This is a genomic window from Catenibacterium faecis (genome assembly GCF_014306455.1).
Lineage (GTDB): Bacteria > Bacillota_I > Bacilli_A > Erysipelotrichales > Coprobacillaceae > Catenibacterium > Catenibacterium mitsuoka_A.
In genome coordinates this window covers 1-22,243 of the sequence record NZ_JACRWG010000008.1, presented here as the reverse complement: position 1 = coordinate 22,243, position 22,243 = coordinate 1, and the positions used below count along the sequence as shown (strand labels likewise).

The window sequence follows — 22,243 nt, the reverse complement described above, 5'->3', positions numbered from 1 at the left end:
ATATGTGAAATAAACGGAAAAATGTTATCGCAAGGGGTTACTGATTACAAAGGTTAATGTTATAATGGGATCATGTGTTATAGATTTCTAATGAAATATCATTTTTGTGAAATATTTCGCATTAATTAGAATGTGTTAGAGTTTTATATACATGAAGGAGAACACGCTTATGAAAAAATTATTTATGAAGTTTTGTGTTGTAGTTTTATCTTGTTTTATGGTGTTCAATACAGCTTATTTACCATCTTATGCAGAGGATGAAATGAGCTATTATGAACAGAACGACCTAGCAAACAGTTTTAGGTATAGTAATGGTGAAGCTAAGGATAGCGGCTATGCAAATTATGCTTCACGTGCTACTACTAATTCTGGGTGGCCTAATGATTCAAGAGCTATTTCTAAGGGAATTGATGTAAGCTATCATAATGGCACTATTGACTGGAAGAAAGTTAAACAGTCAGAAGTAGAATATGCGATTATCAGATGTGGTTATGGTACAAATGATAAGAGTCAGGATGATAAGAAATGGGAAGAAAATGTAAAGGGATGTGTAGACAACAATATTCCTTATGGTGTTTACCTATATTCTTATGCTGATACTGTAGAGAAAGCATCTAGTGAAGCAGATCATGCGATTCGTTTATTACAGGGGAAGAAGTTAAAGTATCCTGTTTATTATGATTTAGAAGAAGATAAGTTACGTGATAAGATCAGCAAGAAGACTATTGCGGATATTGCACAGACATTCTGTGATAAGTTATCTGCCAAGGGTTATACTGTTGGTATTTATGCGAATAAGGACTGGTTTACTAATTATTTGACTGATAGTCGTTTTAATAACTGGACTAAGTGGGTTGCACAATATAATACAGTTTGTAATTATCGGGGTAAATATGATATGTGGCAGTGCTCATCTACAGGAAGGGTGCCAGGTATTTCAGGTAATGTAGATTTAAACTATTCTTATAGTCCATTTGAAAATTCATATGGTGGTAATACAAATAACGGTGGTAATACAAACAATGGTGGAACTACTACTAAGTACTCTGATGGATTAAATGAAATTGAAGGAGAATTATACTACTTCAAGAATAATCGAATTGATACATCTTATACTGGACTCGCTCAGTATGGTAACGAATGGTATTATATTGAGAATGGTAAAGTAAACTGGAACTATACTGGTCTTGCCCAGCATGGCATTGAATGGTTCTATATTGAAAAAGGTAAGTTAAACTGGAATCATTCAGGAATTGTGGAATATAATAATCAGTGGTTCTATGTTGAAAGAGGACGCTTAAACTGGAATTATACAGGTTTAGGTCAGTCAGATAATGATTGGTATTATATTGTAAATGGACGTGTAAACTGGAACTATACTGGTCTTGTTCAGCGTGGCAATGAATGGTTCTATATTGAAAAAGGTAAGTTAAACTGGAATCATTCAGGAATTGTGGAATACAATAATCAGTGGTTCTATGTTGAAAGAGGACGCTTAAACTGGAATTATACAGGTTTAGGTCAGTCAGATAATGACTGGTACTATATTGTAAAGGGACGTGTCAATTGGGGCTATACAGGTCTTGTTCAGAAAGGTAATGAATGGTTCTATATTGAAAATGGTAAGTTGAATTGGAATCATTCAGGAATTGTGGAATACAATAAACAGTGGTTCTATGTTGAAAGAGGACGCTTAAACTGGAATTATACAGGTTTAGGTCAGTCAGGTAATGACTGGTACTATATTGAACGTGGACGTGTTAATTGGGGCTATACAGGTCTTGTTCAGAAAGGTAATGAATGGTTCTATGTTAAAGGTGGTAAGTTAGATTGGAGCTATACAGGACTTGTCCAGAAAGGTAATGAATGGTTCTTTGTTCGTAATGGACGTTTAGACTGGGGTTATACAGGTCTTGCTTGCAATGGTGAATATTATTTCTATGTTAAGAATGGACGTTTAGACTGGAGCTATTCTGGTTATGCACAGATTGATGGTCAGGGCGAATATTATGAAGTAAGAAATGGTAGACTCGTTGGTGGTACTTTAACTTTAGCTAAGATGCATGGTGTTGCGAATAACCAAGATAGCCCTACAAACTATATTGTGATTGTAGATAGAGCAGCACATCGTGTAGGTGTATTTAAAGGAAGTAAGTATAATTGGGCAGATGCAAAGTATTATAAATGTTGTGTTGGTAAACCTTCTACTCCTACTATAAGCGGTACTTACTATATCAAATCTAGAGGTAAATACTTTGATACAGGTACTAAAGGTAGATGCTGGTATTTTACTCAGATTAATGGTAACTATTTATTCCATTCAGTGATTTATGATAGACAGAATTCTCCAAAGAGAATTATTGATAACTCAATGGATGCAGCTGTATCTCATGGCTGTGTAAGATTAGATCTAGAAAACGCAAAATGGATCTATGACAACATTCCTAAGAATACTAAAGTTATTATTTATTAACATTCAGGTTCCTCCTATTTGGGAGGACCTTTTTTATGCATTAAAAAAGGATGTGATTAATCACATCCATACTAACATTCTTCTGAAACGATGAACTTAGGTCTTCCTTTGATTTCATCATAAATCTGTGCAATATAGTAACCAATAATACCAAGACAAATCATGATAATACTACTAGAGAATAACTGAAGTAGAATAACTGTAGTAAAACCTCCTAAAGCAGTACCATTCACATACTGTACAATTGAGTTAATACCAAATACTACAGAGATAAGTAACATGATAAAACCACAAATAGTGACAATCTGCATAGGTGCAGAAGAGAAAGAAGTAATATTAAGTATTGCATACTTAATGAGTGATTTAGTAGACCACTTTGATTCCCCTGCTTCTCTTTCAGCAACTCTAAATGGAATCTGTGTTGTCTTAAATCCTACCCATGAAGATAAAGCTCTAAAGAAAGAATTCTTTTCTTTCATGTTAAGTAGTACCAACATAACTTTTCTATCAAGAAGCTTGAAGTCTGATGCATTCATCATATCGATATTAGTCAACTTAGAGATGATCTTATAGAAAGTATTAGCCATAAATCTATGGATACCTGATTCTTCTCCTCTATCCTCTTTGACAGCTTCTACAACTTCATATCCTTCCTGCCATAATTTATACATTTCTACAATTTTAATTGGTGGATGCTGTAAGTCACAGTCCATGACAACACAACAATCACCCTTTGCATATGTTAAACCTGCAGTAATTGCAGATTCTTTACCAAAGTTTCTAGAAAAATGAACACCTCTTACATGTTCATGTTTTTTTGATGCTGCTTGGATTCTATTCCAAGTATCATCTTTAGAACCATCATCCACAAATAAGATTTCATAAGGAATCTTATGTTCTGTCATGATATCTACTACTACATTCGCAGTATTATCAATTAATAGTCCTTCATTATAAGATGGTATTATAATACTTAATAAACCTTCCATTTTAATTCTCCTTATAATATTTTTTTCTGTAAACTGCACTTATGATTATAAACAATATTGCCCCCGCTGTTAAGCCAATACCAAGTTTTTGGTGCTTTGTATGATATCTCATAGTAATTTTATTAGTACCAGAATGAAGTTTAATGGCATATAAGCAGTTTCCAAATGATTTTACTTCTGCTTTTTTATTGTTGACTAATACATCCCAACAATCATCTACAGGAACAGATAAATATAAATAACTATCTTTATCTTCTGCATTAACTGTTGTATCAATAGAACCATTCTTCATTGAGATATTGACTTCATTTTCACGTGCTGTTTTAGCATACTCATCCAATACATTTAAATCTAATGCGTAGAAATAGGCATTATCATAATTTAAATTAGAATCTGCAGATTCAACTCTTAGCTTTGTCTTTGAACTATCTGTTTCAATATGGAATACAGTAGGTGATAACCAGCACGCATACTTAGTAATCACATCTTTACCGTTGTAAACATAAGATTCTGATTCTGAAGTCCAAGGGACAAAACCATAATAAACCATATTCTTATAGTTAGAAGTGATTAAGTTGATTTCTGTATTAGAATCATCCTTCTTTGTGACTGAATACTTAACAGGTTTATAAATATCTTTTGAAGTATTGAATAACTGTTTAAATAATAAGTTCTGATAATCAAATGGGTTCAAATAGCCTTCTTCATTCTTAATTGCATCAAAGTTATTACATGTAAATGCGAGAGGCATATAATATGGATTTGTATATGTATACTTACCATTTAACTTAGTATTATTCTTCTTTACTAGACCAGTGTAGTTTTCTGAAGTTAATACATATTTCACACCAAGTAATGAATCAATACCTAACATAGATGTATTTGTGACAGTTAAACAATCTGCATAAGTAGGATAACCACACTTATTTAAGAACTCTAACTGTGTACCATCTGGAGAAGAAGTATATCCACTTGTAGACATATATCTATATGATAGTGGTTCATCATAGTTGGCAGTTAAGTTACCTTCATACATAACTCTGTTAGATGTCTGTGTGATTCTATAGTTTGATTGATCATCATTCTGTATATTACGAATGATCTTTTCCTGATTCTTTCTATATGATGTATATTCCAAATCGTTCATACATAAAGAATTCGCAAGTAGACCAGAGTTGATACCTAAATCAATAGAACCAATAATAAGTAATAATACAAGAAGTAACTGTTTTGTTTTCTGCTTAGTCATTAACTGACTAGAGATATATAAAGCAGTTAAGACAATGATCATAGCTACAGTTAGATAAGCATAAATCTTTTCCTGGTGTGTATAATGACGTGTTAATACAATGTTTAAGATTGAGAATATAATTGCGACTACACCAGTCTTCACAATATTATTCTTCTCTTTTGCATATACACAATTGTATGCAGCTAAGAATAGAATAAAGAATTCAACTAGGAATGAATATCTATAGTTATAGCTTCCTACAAATTTAAAGAGTGAGAATACTAAATAAAGAGGATGCCAATAAAGACATAGAAGTATTCCAAATAAGAATACACCTAGTACAATCTTTACTTTTACTTTGATTTGTTTGTTGAAGAATACTGATAAAGCAAGTACTATCGCAAGTCCTCCACAAAATAATGCCGCAAATCCTAATTCACTATGAGCCCCATAGCTATACTTAGGAATAACACTTAACATATTACCTACAAAAGAGAAGTCTAAAATATCTCTTAATGAGAGACTTCCTCTAGGACCATTCGTTAAAGCGCCGATAGTTGGTAAGAATAAGACAGCACTTACCATAACACCTAGAAGCATTGCACATACATATCTAATACCAGTTTTAATAAACTGAATGAATGTCATCTTATTTTCTATTGCATATAAACAACATTCTAATAAGAACCAGATACCAGTAAAGACACAGCTGATTCCAGCCATATACCAGTTAAAGATAATAGCTAAGCCTACCGCAATAGATAGATTCCAGTTCTTCTTTCCCTGCACAATATAATAAACCTGTAATAACATGAAAGGTAACATATACATGCCATCTAACCACATGATATTACTTGCCTGGAAGAAACTATATTGACATAAACCATAACCGCAGGAAAGCAGAATAAAGAGAATACTATTGTCTTTATAAGATGTTTCAAATCTATTTGTGATAAAGTACGCAAAGGCGATAGATGCCAATGTAAGCTTTAATGCGACAACAATATTAAAGAATGTATAGAGATTCGCATTAGAGAAAAACAACAATAATAGATTAAATGGTGAAGATAAATAATAGCTAAATACAGCTACATTTGATCCACCCAGAGTTTTTCCAAAGCTATAAGTAATTGAGTTCTTTCCTGCAATAACATCTTTTAAATAAGAGAAGAAATCAATATACTGAATATTTGCATCCATTACAGCTAATGTTTTAGTGCCAAATGGTGCAAATCCATTTAATGCATAAATACATAAAATAATGAGTAAAGTAATAAGTCCGGATAGAAATATAATTTTACTTTTTTCTTTTTTATTCATAAGAACCCCCTTGAATTCAAACACAATAATTATAACATATCCTACTATATAATTCGATGTGATAGTTATGATATTACATGAAAGGTATATGTATCAAATTATTTTCTGAAATTCTCTGTTTTTTTTGATGTATACACTTAAATAGAATATAATGATTACGTATGTGACTAAAAAACAAATAAGGAGATTTTTATGAAAAAAGATAAAGATATTTTTGATAGAATTATGGAGTGGAAGATCCTAAGTATCTTTAACCCATTTTATAAGAAATATAAAGAAGTATTATTGTATTTATTTTTTGGTGGTTTAACTACATTCATTAGTATTGGTTCTTATGCATTCTTTGATATCAGTATGCATATGGATCCAATGATTGCGAATATCTTCTCTTGGATACTTGCAGTATTATTTGCGTATGTGACAAATCGTATCTGGGTATTTGATAGTAATGCGGAAGGTATGAAGGGGATTATTCAGGAAATGGTTTCTTTCTTTGGAGGACGTGTTGCCACTCTATTAATGGAAGAAGTTATTTTATATGTGGGTATTAATTTGTTAAGTATGAATAGTATTGGTGTGAAGGTTGCAGCACAGATTCTTGTGCTTGTTGGGAACTATTTAATTAGTAAATTGTTTGTATTTAAGGGTTAATAATACATAATTTCACAGAAATTACACATAGATAGCGCTGTAATAAGGTATAATAACGGCAATGAAGTGAATTATAGACTATTTTGTGGTATAGTAATTTATGTATGAACTAAAAAATAAGGATGTGAAAAAAGATGTATAAAAGGAAATTAAGAGGATGGACGAAGCATTTAGATTTCTTAATTGCGGACCTTATCTGTCTACAATTAGCTATATTTCTAGCTTACTACATGCGTCATGGAATACTTGATATATATACAAGATCATTGTATGTCAATATTGCGATAGTCATGACACTATTAGATATGTTAATTATTATATTCTTTAATATTTTAAAGAATATTTTGAAGCGTAATAATATTACAGAAATGATTAAAGTAATAGAGAAATCATTATTATTAATGGTTGTTTCTACTGCTTATATTTTCTATGCGCAAAAAGATGATGTATCACGTTTAACTTTAGGTTTTACATGTGTATTCGATGCAATATTTACTTATATTGTACATTGTGTTATGAAACCAATTGTAAGACGTAGAAGAAAGAATAATAAAAAGTCTCTTATCGTGATTACAGAGTCTGATTTTATTGATTCTATTACAGAGAATAAGAAAACATTTGGTTTGGATGAATACCAGAGTGTTGGTTTTGCGGTTCTAGATAAGAATATGGAAGGTCAGAAATCAAATGGCTGGTCTATTGTGGCGTCTCAGGATACTGTTATAGATTATGTATTAAGACAGTGGATGGATGAAGCGTTAGTAATTCTTCCTAGGGAAGATGTTTTCTCTACTTCTTTAGTTAAAGATTTAGCTGAAATGGGACTCGCTGTTCATGTAGAAATCAGTGAATATAACTCATTAAAAGGATATCGCAAACAGTTTGAAAGAATGGGTGAAAACCAGGTATTAACTGTCAGCATGAACTCTATTAATGAATATGACTGGATTGCCAAGAGAATCCTAGATATTCTTGGTGGTTTAGTAGGATGTTTCATTACTCTTATTTTGACTATCTTCTTAGGCCCAGCTATCTTTATTGCCTCTCCAGGACCAATCTTCTTTAAACAGAAGAGAGTTGGTAGAAATGGTAAAGTGTTCAATATGTATAAGTTTAGAAGTATGTATATGGACGCTGAAGAGCGTAAGAAAGAGCTTATGGCTCAAAATAGAGTTAAAGATGGTATGATGTTCAAACTTGAATATGATCCTCGTATTATTGGTTGTAAAAAGAAAGCCGATGGTACTATTAAGAAGGGTGTTGGTAATTTCATTAGAGACTGGTCTTTAGATGAATTCCCACAGTTCTTTAATGTATTAAAGGGTGATATGAGTTTAGTAGGTACTAGACCCCCTACTCTTGATGAATGGAATAAGTATGAATTACGTCATAGAGCACGTCTTGCATTTAAGCCAGGTATTACAGGTTTATGGCAGGTAAGTGGTAGAAGTAATATCACTGACTTTGAAGAAATCGCAAGATTAGATAAAGAATATATCAAGAACTGGAGATTCAGTCATGATATTCAGATTCTATTGAAGACAGTACAGGTTGTTTTCAAAAAAGAAGGATCAATGTAAAGGAGTTATGAATATGCCATCAGTAAAGATTATTATTGCGACACATAAGAAGTATCGTATGCCTGATGATGAGATGTATATTCCTGTACAGGTTGGTGCAGAAGGTAAGGATGATCTTGGATATACACGTGATAATACAGGTGATAATATTTCTAATTTAAATTCACAGTATTGTGAATTAACAGGATTATATTGGGCTTGGAAGAACCTAGATGCAGATTATGTAGGTTTAGCCCATTATCGTAGACATTTTAGAGTAAAGAACAAGACAAAGGATCCTTTTGATTGTGTACTTACTTCTAAAGAAGCAGAAGAACTATTAAAGGATAATGATATCTTAGTGACTAAGAGACGTAATTATTATATTGAAACAATTTATGATCATTATGTTCATACACTTTATCCTGAACCATTAGATGAAACAAGAAAGATTATTGAAGAGAAGTGTCCAGAATATTTACCTGCTTTTGATAAGCATATGAAGGGTAAAACAATGCATGCTTTTAATATGTTTGTGATGAAGAAAGAATATTTTGATGCTTATTGTGAATGGTTATTTTATATTCTATTTGAACTCACTAAAAGATTTGAAGGTACTGAATATAATAGCTTCCATGCACGTTATCCAGGTAGAATTAGTGAAGTACTATTAGATGTCTGGATGAATGAGAATGGTTATGCCTACAAAGAAGTTCCATTTGTATATATGGAAAAGATCAACATGTTTAAAAAGGGAATGGGATTCTTAAAGGCTAAGTTCTTACATAAGAAGTATGGGGAGAGTTTTTAATGAAGTTATTTAAGAAAATAGTAACACTTGTACTTGCAATGAGTTTGATGACAGGCTGTTCTTTGACTAATAATGCGGATTCACAAAAAGTATTTAATTTTGCGGATTCTGGTTATGTGACATCTTTAGATGCATCAAAAGCGATTGATGAAACATCCACAAATGTGATTCAGGCATTTGGTGATGGTTTATATGCCTATAATGTGAAGAGTAAGCTTAAGCCAGCTATTGCGAAAAGTAAAAAAGTGAGTGAGGATGGCAAAACATATACTTTTGAAATCAGAAAGAACGTGAAGTGGTCTAATGGAGATCCAGTGACTGCAGAAGACTTTGTTTATGCATGGAAGAGAGCCTTATCTATGCGTTCTGAAGCATCTAAGCTATTGACATCTTATGGTGCAGCTATTGCAGGTGCTGATGATATTTATAAAGGTTTAAAACCTGTAGATACTTTAGGTGTTTATGTAAAGAATAAGAAATTGGTTGTACATCTTCAATATAAGACAACACGTTTTATGGATTTAGTGACTCAGCCAGTCTTCTTCCCATTAAATCAGAAGTTTGTGGAAGAACAGGGAGACAAGTATGCGACTTCTCCTAAGACATTATTATCATGTGGTACATATAAAGTATCTTCTATTTCTAAAGATAAGATTGTATTAAAGAAGAATAAGACATGTTATTTCGCAAAGAAGTCAAATATTGATCAAGTTAATATGCTTTTTGGAATCAGTAATGATGAAAAAATCAAATTATTTGATGAAGGTAAGATTGATTTTGCATCAGTAACTGGTGAAAAAGCGAAGAAGTATGATGAAAAAGATTCAAGTACTGCAGATAATGACAGTGTAATGTGGGATTTGGTGCCTAATTTCAAGGATCAGTATTTATCAGACTTAAGAGTACGTGAAGCAATGTCTTCATTACTTAGAAGAAATAAATACGATAAAAATGTATTGAATGACGGAACTCAGAAGGCTGAAGGTTTACTTCCTATGGGAATCTGTTTCAACTCACAGAAGCAGTTTATGAGAGATGCTTGTAAATATAAATTGAAGTATAAGAAGAAAGATGCAAAGAAGTCCTTAAAGAAGCTTCTTAAAGAATATAAGTTAAAGAAATTTACATTTACTTTAACTTATACTAAAGATTATCCACAGGCTAAGCTTATTGCGAGAGAAATAAAAAAAGACCTTGAATCAACTAAACAATTCAAGGTGTACTTAAAAGAAGTCAACACAGTGGATTATGAACAGGCAGAATTATCTTTATTACGTATTAAAGGTACATGTAATGATGCCTATGATTATTTAGCCCCTCTTGCAGTCAATAACCAGGGTATTAATCATTATGCAAGTAATGAATTTAATAACTTCTTTACAACTGCAACCAACGCACAAAGTCAGGATGAACGTTATTATGCATTCCTAAATGCAGAAAGAGTCGCAATGCGTGATTATGCATTCATTCCTGTTATTCATCAGGGACAGAGATACGTAATTAATGTGAGTGTCACTGGTCTTATTTGTAACTTTAGTGGCGCACCATATAGCTTTAGATATATGAGTATGCATTAATTGAGGGGGTATTCAATGATCAATAAAGTAAAGACATTTATACAAAAGTTAACGACAACACAAATGGGTTTAGTCGTATTAGCTATTTATTATTTTACATTATTTTTAGATATCACTACTTTAAGCTATAGTTTTTCTAAGGCAGCCACTTTATGTAAGCTGTTGAGATATGTTTGTTATGTGTATTTCTTGTTTGTAATATACAAAAAATTAAGAACTTTAGACTTAAAGAGTTATATAAACAAAATTAAAAATTTTGATAAGAAACAGTATTTTGTGGCAGGTGTTGTAATACTCGCATTATTCAGTATTGTAATGAACTTATTACTTACTAAAAACAAAGCTTGGGTTTTCTTATTATTTACACTTATTTATGCAAGCTGTTTTGATTTTGAAGACGTATTAAATACAATCTTCTCTGCACAGTTTATTTCATTAATTCTTATTACGACATTAAGTTCATTTGGACTTATGCATGATTATGTTAATATGAGAGCTGATGGGACAATGAGACATTCTTTAGGATTTGGTTATCCTACTTATTTATCTCAGTTTCTTTTATTTATGATTCTCTATTATTCATATAAGAAGAATTTTAAGATTAGTCCTGAAAAGCTAGGCTTATATCAGCTTCTTATTGTATTTTCTTATTTCTTAACTGATTCCAGAACAGAAATGTTGATATCAGAATGTATTCTTATTGGTATCTTTATGAATTCTGTAGGTATTCTTGATAAATTTAAGAATGTAGTAGAATTCTTTAAAAAAGCCTATGCGACATGCTTTCCATTATTCCCAATTGGAAGCTATATTCTTGTGATGTTATATGGATTCATCTTCAATACAATGAATGTGAATAGTATTATCTTTAAGATTGCACAGAAATTCAATCATATATTCTCAAATAGACTTTATCAGACATTCTATGATTTTAAACGCTATGGTTTAAGTTTATTTGGTTCAAATATTGATTTAGTAGGTTATTTCCTTACTAAAGAGAATGAAGGTACTATTATTAGAAGTAACTTCATCGATAATGAGTATATGAGAATCTTATTTGAAAATGGATGGATTTTCTTTATCGCATTCTTTGCGATTATTTCAATAGTGATCTGGCATCTTTATAAAACTAAGAAAGATGGGTTACTATTTGTTTCATTTGTGATTACAACATCTAGTTTAATAAATCCTAGATTATTTACTATCACAGTTTCAGTTATCAGTTTTATGATTATACCAGTACTACATGATTTACTATTTAACCAAGGAGGACACTTAGATGAGTAAATATGATTATCTAGTAGTAGGATCAGGTCTTTATGGCGCAATCTTTGCGCATGAAGCCAACAAGAGAGGAAAGAAGGTTCTTGTCATTGACAAGAGACCTAATATTGCCGGAAACATCTATACAGAAGAAGTAGAAGGCATCAATGTGCATAAGTATGGTGCACATATCTTCCATACAAATAATAAGGAAGTATGGCAGTATATTACTCAGTTTGCAGAATTTAACAGATTCACTAACTCACCCGTTGCGAATTATAAGGGAGAACTTTATTCTCTTCCATTCAACATGTATACATTCAACAAGATGTGGGGAGTAGTGACTCCAGAAGAAGCAGCTGCCAAGATTGAAGAACAGAGACAGGAAATCAAGGGAGAACCAAAGAATCTTGAAGAACAGGCTATTTCATTAGTTGGTAGAGATATCTATGAAAAGCTCATTAAAGGCTATACAGAAAAACAATGGGGAAGACCATGTAATGAACTTCCATCATTTATCATCAAGAGATTACCAGTAAGACTTACTTTTGATAATAACTACTTCAATGCGTTATATCAGGGTATTCCAATGGGTGGATATACAAAGATGGTAGAAAACATGCTTGAAGGTATTGAAGTAAGACTTAATACAGATTATCTAGAAAACAAGGAAGAACTAGATAGCTTAGCAGATAAGGTTGTTTATACAGGACCTATCGATGCATACTTCAACTATAAGCTAGGAACACTAGAATACAGATCAGTCAGATTTGAAACAGAAGTATTAGATAAGCCAAATTTCCAGGGAAATGCGGCAGTAAACTATACAGATGCCGAAACACCTTGGACAAGAATCATTGAACATAAGTGGTTTGAATTCGGTACACAGCCAAAGACTGTTATCAGTAGAGAATACAGCTCTGAATGGAAGCTAGGAGATGAGCCATACTATCCAGTCAATGATGAAAAGAATGGTGCCTTATATGCAGAATATAAGAAACTAGGCGAAGCAGAAACTAAAGTCATCTTTGGTGGAAGACTTGGAGAATATAAGTATTATGATATGGATGCAGTTATCGCAGCTGCATTAGACAGAGTTAAAAAGGAATTTAATTAATCATTAAGGCAAAGATTTTAGATCTTTGCCTTAATACAAATGGAGGCTTATTATGAAGAGTGTATTGATTATTGGAATGACACCTAATCCTGGTGGCATAGAAAGCTTTTTAATGACATACTTTAGAAAATTAAAAGACACCTTTAAAATAGATTTCCTTACTACATTTGAGACATGTGCTTACAGTCAGGAGATTCTAGATAACAATTCTAGAATTTATACAATTAAATCAAGTCAGTTTAAACAAGCTAAAGAATTTAAACAGGAATTGACTTATTTCTTTCAACATCATCATTATGATATCATCTGGTTTAATGCCTGTGATTTAGGTAATTTTGGTTTATTGAAATATGCACAGTTATGTTCTCCTGAAAAAGTGATTGTACATGCACACAATAATGATTTCATGATGAAAGGTAAGAAAGCACTCTTCTATAAGTTTATGCATTATAAGAATAAAAAGAAAGTAAAACAGTATGCCACTGATTACTGGGCTTGCTCAGAACTTGCGGGAGAATTTTTCTTTGAAGATGATGTAAGACAAAGTTCTCGTTATCATGTCATTAATAATGCGATAGATACAGATCGTTTTAAATATGATAGAGAGATCAGAGCAGCTTATCGTAAAGATCTCCACGCTGAAGATAAGATTGTCGTAATGAATACTGCAAGATTCACTTATCAAAAGAACCAGTTATTCCTGATTGATATCTTTGAGGAATTAAAGAACAGGGATGATCGTTTTGAACTCGTATTAGTAGGTGATGGTGAATTAAGAGGTGAACTTGAACAGAAGATTTCTGACTTAAATCTTACTGATAGTGTACAGCTATTAGGTTTACGTAGTGATATCCCAGAATTACTATCAGCGGCTGATATATTCCTTTTCCCTTCTCGCTTTGAAGGATTTGGTATATCATTATTAGAAGCTCAGGCTTCTGGACTGTTATCCTTTACTTCCAAGACAGTTGTCCCAGAAAGTGTAGGGATTACAGATTTACTTACATATATTTCATTAGATGAATCTCCTGTAGAATGGGCAGATATGATTTATAGTCAATTCACTTCAAGAGACATTGATAGAAATAAATATACGGATATCATCAAAGAAAAAGGATTTGATATCGATACAGAAGCTAAGAGATTAAAATCCTACTTAGATGATTAAAGAAAGGAAAACAGTTATGAAAAAATATTATTTACAGGTCACAATTGATTCTAATCTTGATGCCAGTACTAAAGCTGTTCAGGATTGTAATAAGATTCTTCATCAGAATGGTTATGAACCATTTGAAATTAATCTTTATAAATCAGGAAACAAGTATATCAAGAAGGTACATAACTTCTTAGCCTTCAATCATTTAAATAAGATTGATGAAGGTGCTTTACTTGTAGTACCTCATCCTCTTTATGTGAATAAGAAATATATTGATATCTTAGAAAAGGTAAAACAGAAGAAACATGTTAAACTAGCATTCCTTATTCATGACTTAGATTCATTAAGAAAGCTATTCTTAAATGCTCAGGATGATTTTGAATATATGGATCATAAGATGTATGACATCTCTGACTATATTATTGCGCATAACGATTGTATGATTGACTATTTAGTCACACAAGGAGTAAACAGAGAAAAGATTCATAATCTTCATATCTTTGACTATTTATGTGAATCAAATAATACAATCAAGTTTGATCGTTCAGTAAGTATTGCAGGTAACCTAGATGAAAAGAAGAGTAACTATCTTGCAAAGCTAAAGGATATTAAAGCAGTTCATTTTGATTTATATGGTGTACATTTAAATGAAGATATTCTTGCATCTAATATTACTTATCATGGTGCTTTCCCACCTGATGAAATCAATAACCAGTTATATAGTGGTTTTGGTTTAGTATGGGATGGAAGTTCTATTGAAAAATGTGATGGTAATACAGGAGAGTACTTAAAATATAATAACCCTCATAAATTATCTTTATATCTAGTATCTGGTATTCCAGTAGTAATCTGGAAGGAAGCTGCAGAAGCTAAATTTGTAGGAGAACATGGCTTAGGTATCACAGTCAACTCTTTAGATGAACTTGGAGAAAAATTTGCAAGTCTAAGTGAAGAAGAATACTTCGAAATGGTTAAAAATGTCGCAGTTGTTTCTAATAGACTTAAAAATGGATATTACCTAACTCAGGTAATCAAAGAAATTGAAGAGGCTTAAAGCCTCTTTTTCTTCTTTAACTCTTATTATTTTTGATTTATAATTATTGCGGTTTGTAACAAGGAAAGAGAGGTCTTGTATGAAAAAACAGAAATCACTTAAGTTGAATTTCATTATGAATGCATTACTTACAATGTCTTCATTCATATTCCCACTTATTACATTCCCATATGTATCGAGAGTATTAGGACCTACAGGAACAGGTCAGGTTAACTTTGCGACATCATTGATCACTTATTTCTCAATGTTTGCGCAGTTAGGTATTCCGACATATGGTATTAAAGTATGTGCACAGGTAAGAGATGATCATGAAAAACTCACAAGAACAACACAAGAATTATTAATTATAAATCTTGTCATGACTGTAATCTCTTATGTTGCGTTTATTATTGCGTTATTCGCAGTTCCAAAGCTTGCATCTGATAAGATGTTGTATGTGATTACTAGTAGTACTATCCTACTTACTACAATAGGTATGGAATGGCTTTATAAAGCTTTAGAACAGTATACATATATTACTATCCGTTCTATTATCTTCAAGTTTATTGGACTTATCGCAATGTTTATGTTAGTTCGTTCAAAGAACGATTATATCATGTATGCGGGTATTACAGTATTTGCGGCAAGTGCTTCATTTATTCTTAACTTATTAAATGCCCACAAATATATTGGTTTAAAACCAGTTGGACATTATAATTTCAAGAGACATTTCAAGCCAGTCGCTATCTTCTTTGCGATGAGCTGTGCAACTACAATCTATACTAATCTAGATTCAGTTATGTTAGGTTTTATGGCTACTAATGCAGATGTTGGTTACTATGGCGCAGCTGTTAAGATTAAGAATATTTTAGTATCTATCGTTACTTCACTAGGTACTGTATTACTTCCTAGAGCGGCTTATTATATTGAACACCAGCAGATGGATGAATTTAAGAAACTAAGTAGAAAAGCATTAAATTTCGTATTCATTATTGCATCACCAATGATGATCTATTTCATTCTCTTCGCAAAACAAGGTATCTTCTTTTTATCAGGTGATGCCTTTGCACCAGCAGTTGTACCTATGCAGCTCATCATGCCTACCCTACTCCTTATTGGTATTACAAATATCTTGGGTATTCAGATTCTTGTCCCATTAGGATATGAAAAAGCTGTACTTGTATCTGAAATAGTTGGTGCAGTGATTGACTTAGTGGTTAATGCATTATTGATTCCAGTATATCAATCAAGTGGTGCTGCAATTGGTACATTACTTGCAGAATTTGCGGTTATGGTCGTACAGTGTATTGCGTTAAAGAATGAAATCAAAACAGCCTTTAGTGATATTAAATACTTAAAGATTATTCTTGCGATTATTCTTGCATCACTTGCATCTTTCTGGGTGACTGCATTAAATTTACATGTATTTATCACACTCGTTATTTCAGCTATCCTGTTCTTTGGTGTATATGGTCTTGTACTTATCATCATGAAAGAAAAACTTGTGGTTGAAATATTGACACAAATCTTTAGTAAGTTAAAACATAAAAGCGCATAAATCTGCGCTTTTTGACTTATAAAACAATAAAGGGTATACTTTTATTGTAATGACTAATGAATATGAATGATGTAAAATAATTATATTCATATGAAGGAGGAAAACAGAGATATGCCTGATAAACAGAGAATCGGTATTTTAGGAGCTGGTACTTGGGGTATGGCTCTTGCAAGAATGCTGGCTAATTGTGATAAGGAAGTAACAGTGTGGTCTGCCCTTCCACAGGAAGTGGAACAGTTAAGCACAACACATACACATCCAAAACTTCCTGGTGTTGATTTTCCTGAATCTATTCGTTATACAACAGATATAGAAGAAGCATGTACTAATCAGAATATTATTATGTTTGCGGTACCTTCTGTATTTGTAAGAAGCACAGCTGAAAAGGCTAAACCTTACATTAAAGACAATCAGATTATTGTGGATGTTGCGAAAGGTATTGAAGCAGATACATTCATGACTTTAACTGAAGTTATTGAAGATGTACTTGATAATGACACATTACATCTTGTCGCATTATCTGGTCCTACTCATGCAGAAGAAGTGGCAAGAGGATTACCTACTGCCATAGTATCTGCATGTAAGAATCTAGATGCGGCTAAATATGTACAGAAGTTCTTTAGTAGTCCATTTATGCGTGTGTATACAAATAACGATGTAAAAGGAATTGAAATCTGTGGTGCATTAAAGAATATTATTGCGTTAGCTGCTGGTATTTCTGGTGGCTTAGGTTATGGTGATAATGCCCGTGCAGCTTTAATCACAAGAGGTCTTGCAGAAATGGAGAGACTTGGTGGTAGAATTGGCTGTACACCACATACATTTAGTGGTTTAACTGGTATGGGTGACTTGATTGTGACTTGTACAAGTGAATTCAGTAGAAACAACCAGGCAGGTCATTTGATTGGTGAAGGTAAGACACCAGCAGAGGCAGTTAAGGAAGTAGGAATGGTTGTAGAAGGTATTAATGCATTACCTGCAGCTGTTCAGCTTGCAGAAACTTATAAAGTGGATATGCCTATTGTAATGACTGTCAATAAAATCGTTAATGAAGGCTTGAATCCAAAGGATGCAGTAAATGCATTATTACAGAGAGATTTAAAATCAGAAACACCTCTTCCATCTATTAATGATGTATTTGAAGAGTCAGTATTAAGAAAGACGAGGAAAAGTGGAATGAAGAGAGTTATTACTTATGGGACTTTTGACTTATTACATTATGGTCATATTAACCTATTAAGAAGAGCTAAAGAATTAGGTGATTACTTAATCGTTGGTTTATCAACAGATGAATTCAACTGGAATGAAAAACAGAAAAAGTGTTACTTTACTTATGAACAGAGAAAACAGTTACTAGAATCAGTTAGATATGTAGATTTAGTTATTCCTGAATGTGCATGGGATCAGAAACGTAAAGATGTTCATGAATATCATGTTGATACATTTGTCATGGGAGATGACTGGAAAGGTCAGTTTGACTTCTTAGAAGAAGAAGGTGCAGAAGTAGTATACTTACCTAGAACTCCTGAAATCAGTACAACTAGAATCAAAAAAGACTTGAATAAATAGTCATATTTTACTCGTTTATGAAGATGATATGTAATTTTTGTGTAATTATCACCTTAAAGGTTTTCATTTTTTCATTTACGAGTATAATGACGAATGAACCCGAATTATAGGAGGTAGTTATGAAGTTTATTACATCACGTGCCTTGGTCCTAGGTATCCAGGCTGTTGTATCTGCGGTGCTTGCATTCTTCGTAGTTAAGATTGGAATCTTACCTACAAAGTATTTAATGGCAGCATTCGCAGTATTAGTAGTATTATGGCTATTGATGTTCTTATTATCAAAGCCATCAAAGAAGAAAAAAGTTGCAAGACCTTTAATTGGTAAAATAGTGTCTCTTTTATTAAGTATCGCAATGGTATTTGGTACTAGTAAGATTATCAAAGGTGATTCATTCCTTTCATCTCTTACTAATGTAGGTACTGAAACAACTACTTATTCTTTAGTAGTATTAAAAAGCAGTGGTTATAAGAATGTTTCTTCATTAAAAGGAAAAACAATCGATTACTACGCAAACGATAAAAAGAAAGCGATGCAGGTAAAAGACAAATTACAGAAGCAGATTAGCTTCCATGGTAATGGTGAAGAAGATAATGCGAAGCTTGCATCAGACTTATATAGTGGTGATTGTGATGCAATCCTATTAAATGAAAGTTATCGTGAAATGATCAAAGAAACTTATAGTAACTTTGAATCAAAGACTAAAGTATTATGGCAGGAAAAGATTGTAGAAGAAGTAGAAAATACTGCTTCTGATGTTAATGTAACTAAGAAGCCATTCGTATGTTATATTAGTGGTGTTGACTCTCGTGGTGGTGTAAATGAAAACAGCCGTTCAGACGTTAACCTATTAGTGACTATTAATCCAAACAATGGTCAGATGTTAATGACAAGTATTCCTAGAGACTATTATGTAAAACTTGCAAACTGTGGTAAGAAAGATAAATTAACTCATTCTGCTTTATATGGTGGAACAGAAAACAGTATAAAGACTATTGAAGATTTCTTAGATATCAACATTGATTTCTATGCAAGAGTTGATTTCCAGTCAGTTATCCAGTTAGTTGATGCATTAGGTGGTATTGATATTTATTCTGATAAGGCATTTATTCCTTATACAGACCATGGTATTAAGATTCCTAAGGGCAATGTACATATGGATGGACGTATGGCCCTTGCATTCGCAAGAGAACGTTATACATACCAGTCTGGTGACCAGCATAGAACTGAAAACCAGCAGGCAGTATTACAGGCTATTATCAAGAAAGCAGTATCTCCAAAGATCTTAACTAACTATAGTGAAATCTTAGATTCTATCAAAGATACATTTACTACTAATATGCCATCTTCAAGTATCAGAGCTTTAGTTAATAAGCAGTTAGATGACAACATTAAATGGGATTTCCAGAAATCATTCCTTAAGGGTGAAGGTGTGATGCAGACTGGTGGTTACTCAATGCCTAAGACTAGGTTGTGGTACAGTATCCCAGATGAAGACAGTATTGAATTAAATTCTAAATACATCAACGCTATGTGTGATGGTAAGAAGATTGATACTGAAAAGAAAATCTTTGATGTAGAAAAAGCTGAAAAAGAAGCTAAAGAAGCTGAAAAGAAAACAAACTAATTAAGTGACGAGGGTTGTATAGACCCTCGTTTTATTATAGAGATTATGGTATTATTGAAGAGACGAAAGAAGGACATCAATATGAAATATGATTATCTAGTAGTAGGATCAGGTCTTTATGGCGCAATCTTTGCGCATGAAGCCAATAAGAGAGGAAAGAAGGTTCTTGTCATTGATAAGAGACCTAATATTGCCGGAAACATCTATACAGAAGAAGTAGAAGGCATTAATGTACATAAGTATGGTGCACATATCTTCCATACAAATAATAAGGAAGTATGGCAGTATATTACTCAGTTTGCAGAGTTCAATAGATTTACTAACTCACCAGTTGCAAACTATAAGGGAGAACTTTATTCTCTTCCATTCAACATGTATACATTCAACAAGATGTGGGGAGTAGTGACTCCAGAAGAAGCAGCTGCCAAGATTGAAGAACAGAGACAGGAAATCAAGGGAGAACCAAAGAACCTTGAAGAACAGGCTATTTCATTAGTTGGTAGAGATATCTATGAAAAGCTCATTAAAGGCTATACAGAAAAACAATGGGGAAGACCATGTACAGAACTTCCATCATTCATCATCAAGAGATTACCAGTAAGACTTACTTTTGATAATAACTACTTCAATGCGTTATATCAGGGTATTCCAATGGGTGGATATACAAAGATGGTAGAAAACATGCTTGAAGGTATTGAAGTAAGATTGAATACAGATTATCTAGAAAACAAGGAAGAACTAGATAGCTTAGCAGATAAGGTTGTTTATACAGGACCTATCGATGCATACTTCAACTATAAGCTAGGAACACTAGAATACAGATCAGTCAGATTTGAAACAGAAGTATTAGATAAGCCAAATTTCCAGGGAAATGCGGCAGTGAACTATACAGATGCTGAAACACCTTGGACAAGAATCATTGAACATAAATGGTTTGAATTTGGAACACAACCAAAGACTGTTATCAGTAGAGAATACAGCTCTGAATGGAAGCTAGGAGATGAACCATACTATCCAGTCAATGATGAAAAGAATGGTGCCTTATATGCAGAATATAAGAAGCTAGGAGAAGCAGAAACTAAAGTCATCTTTGGTGGAAGACTTGGAGAATATAAGTATTATGATATGGATGCAGTTATTGCAGCTGCTTTAGCTAAAGTAAAAGAGGTATTTGAATAATGAAGAATTTAATATCTATTATTATTCCTGTATATCGTGGAAATCCTGTTTATTTCAATAAGACAATCGAAAGCTGTTTGAATCAGACTTATCAAAATGTAGAAGTGATTATTATTGATAATGGATGTAATGATGTGTTGCAGGATACTTTAAGTGAATTAAATAATAAAGATAATGTAACAGTTGTAAAGAATTCTAAGAGTGGTGTATGTTCTGGTAGAAACTTAGGTGTAAAAACAGCTAAGGGAGACTATATTATGTTCTTAGATGCAGATGACTGGATTGAAAGCAATGCCTGTGAAATACTATTAAATCATGCAGTAGAAGCAGAGGCAGATTGTGTGATCTGTAACTATAGTAGAGACTATAGTGATCATAGTGAAAAGATGCTTCACTATATTAGAGATACAATGTATAAGGACTGGAAGGATTATTTAAAGGATCTATTAAATGTACAGGCAGGTGTAGGATTCTGTTGGGGTAAACTTATTAAGGCTTCTACTATTGAAAATGTATTATTAAATGAAGCATTAAGCTTAGCTGAAGATGCAGAATATTGTGCACGTGCTTCACAGAACTGGAATGTTATTGTAGGTGATGAACATCCTTTAGTTCATTATATATTCAATAATCAATCTGCAGTACGTAAGTTTGATACAGCTTATGCAGATAAATTCCTCTTATCTATGAAAGCAGTAGAAGAAGATTTAAAAGAAGTCATGGCAGAAGATAAGAATATAGAAACATTATTCTATAACTTTGTAAGTTATCATGTATTACTTATTCTAGTAAACTATTGTGCACATCCACAAAATAAAGATCAAGCGATGTCTTCTTTAAATACATTAATGAAGAATGATTTATTTAAACGTGCTATAAAGAACTCTAACTATAATGGTATGTCTATGACACGTAAAGTACCATTATGGTTCTTAAAACATAAGATGAATAGATTCGCATTACTTGTAGGACAAGTAAGACAGAAACAGTTCTCTAAGAGTAAATAAGGAGTAAAGTGTGAAACAAAAATCAATCAAAACGTATAAAAAAAGACAAACTTAAAAACAAGTTTGAATAATTTAGAAAAAATAGAATAGTTGAATTTTATGGTTTAGTTAATTTAGAAACGTCA

16 protein-coding genes and 1 pseudogene are annotated in these 22,243 nt (G+C 32.5%); 15 read left to right on the top strand and 2 right to left on the bottom strand.

All coding sequences use genetic code 11. The features are described 5' to 3' along the window. Window positions 1-169 precede the first annotated feature (169 nt). The gene (locus tag H8909_RS03520; protein ID WP_187011863.1) at window positions 170-2,473 is read left to right on the top strand and encodes a GH25 family lysozyme; all 2,304 of its coding nucleotides are present in this window, start codon (window positions 170-172) and stop codon (window positions 2,471-2,473) included. Window positions 2,474-2,544: 71 nt separating this feature from the next. Here the strand turns inward: H8909_RS03520 and H8909_RS03515 are convergent, their stop codons facing one another. Then, the gene (locus H8909_RS03515) at window positions 2,545-3,462 is read right to left on the bottom strand and encodes a glycosyltransferase family 2 protein (protein ID WP_129982125.1); all 918 of its coding nucleotides are present in this window, start codon (window positions 3,460-3,462) and stop codon (window positions 2,545-2,547) included. 1 nt (window position 3,463) lies between these two features. Further along, window positions 3,464-6,013, bottom strand: coding sequence for a YfhO family protein (locus H8909_RS03510; protein WP_187011862.1), 2,550 nt, complete (start codon window positions 6,011-6,013; stop codon window positions 3,464-3,466). 192 nt (window positions 6,014-6,205) lie between these two features. On the opposite strand from H8909_RS03510, the gene H8909_RS03505 reads away from it, so the two are divergent. From H8909_RS03505 to H8909_RS03445, 14 genes and pseudogenes are all read left to right on the top strand, one after another. Next, window positions 6,206-6,664, top strand: coding sequence for a GtrA family protein (locus tag H8909_RS03505; protein WP_187011861.1), 459 nt, complete (start codon window positions 6,206-6,208; stop codon window positions 6,662-6,664). A 134-nt stretch (window positions 6,665-6,798) separates the two neighbouring features. After that, complete coding sequence (locus tag H8909_RS03500; protein ID WP_187011860.1) at window positions 6,799-8,244, top strand: sugar transferase; 1,446 nt, start codon at window positions 6,799-6,801, stop codon at window positions 8,242-8,244. Window positions 8,245-8,257: 13 nt separating this feature from the next. After that, a complete protein-coding gene (locus H8909_RS03495; RefSeq protein ID WP_187011859.1) occupies window positions 8,258-9,034 on the top strand; it encodes a DUF4422 domain-containing protein in 777 nt (258 codons plus the stop codon). Then, on the top strand, window positions 9,034-10,611 hold the full coding sequence (locus H8909_RS03490; protein ID WP_187011858.1) for a peptide ABC transporter substrate-binding protein: 1,578 nt from the start codon (window positions 9,034-9,036) through the stop codon (window positions 10,609-10,611). The genes H8909_RS03495 and H8909_RS03490 overlap by 1 nt, the downstream gene beginning before the upstream one ends. 15 nt (window positions 10,612-10,626) lie before the next feature. Then, window positions 10,627-11,898: a hypothetical protein gene (locus H8909_RS03485; protein WP_187011857.1), complete on the top strand. Its 1,272-nt coding sequence runs from the start codon at window positions 10,627-10,629 to the stop codon at window positions 11,896-11,898. Then, window positions 11,891-12,991: a UDP-galactopyranose mutase gene (gene glf, locus H8909_RS03480; RefSeq protein ID WP_187011856.1), complete on the top strand. Its 1,101-nt coding sequence runs from the start codon at window positions 11,891-11,893 to the stop codon at window positions 12,989-12,991. The genes H8909_RS03485 and glf (H8909_RS03480) overlap by 8 nt, the downstream gene beginning before the upstream one ends. Window positions 12,992-13,043: 52 nt before the next feature. Then, window positions 13,044-14,159, top strand: a complete 1,116-nt coding sequence (locus H8909_RS03475) for a glycosyltransferase (protein ID WP_187011855.1) — start codon at window positions 13,044-13,046, stop codon at window positions 14,157-14,159. A 16-nt stretch (window positions 14,160-14,175) separates the two neighbouring features. Continuing rightward, complete coding sequence (locus tag H8909_RS03470) at window positions 14,176-15,201, top strand: glycosyltransferase (RefSeq protein WP_187011854.1); 1,026 nt, start codon at window positions 14,176-14,178, stop codon at window positions 15,199-15,201. A 79-nt stretch (window positions 15,202-15,280) separates the two neighbouring features. Then, window positions 15,281-16,738, top strand: a complete 1,458-nt coding sequence (locus H8909_RS03465; RefSeq protein ID WP_187011853.1) for a flippase — start codon at window positions 15,281-15,283, stop codon at window positions 16,736-16,738. A 90-nt stretch (window positions 16,739-16,828) separates the two neighbouring features. Then, a pseudogene (locus H8909_RS13445) lies at window positions 16,829-17,836 on the top strand (NAD(P)H-dependent glycerol-3-phosphate dehydrogenase); the annotation flags it as partial. A gap of 78 nt (window positions 17,837-17,914) precedes the next feature. Beyond that, window positions 17,915-18,307 (top strand): glycerol-3-phosphate cytidylyltransferase, encoded by a 393-nt coding sequence (gene tagD, locus H8909_RS13440; protein WP_226793721.1) that lies wholly within the window; start codon window positions 17,915-17,917, stop codon window positions 18,305-18,307. 119 nt (window positions 18,308-18,426) lie between these two features. Next, complete coding sequence (locus H8909_RS03455; RefSeq protein WP_117459406.1) at window positions 18,427-19,932, top strand: LCP family glycopolymer transferase; 1,506 nt, start codon at window positions 18,427-18,429, stop codon at window positions 19,930-19,932. An 81-nt stretch (window positions 19,933-20,013) separates the two neighbouring features. After that, a complete protein-coding gene (gene glf / locus H8909_RS03450) occupies window positions 20,014-21,111 on the top strand; it encodes a UDP-galactopyranose mutase (protein ID WP_187011852.1) in 1,098 nt (365 codons plus the stop codon). Continuing rightward, complete coding sequence (locus tag H8909_RS03445) at window positions 21,111-22,118, top strand: glycosyltransferase family 2 protein (protein WP_187011851.1); 1,008 nt, start codon at window positions 21,111-21,113, stop codon at window positions 22,116-22,118. The genes glf (H8909_RS03450) and H8909_RS03445 overlap by 1 nt, the downstream gene beginning before the upstream one ends. The last annotated feature ends 125 nt before the right edge of the window (window positions 22,119-22,243 follow it).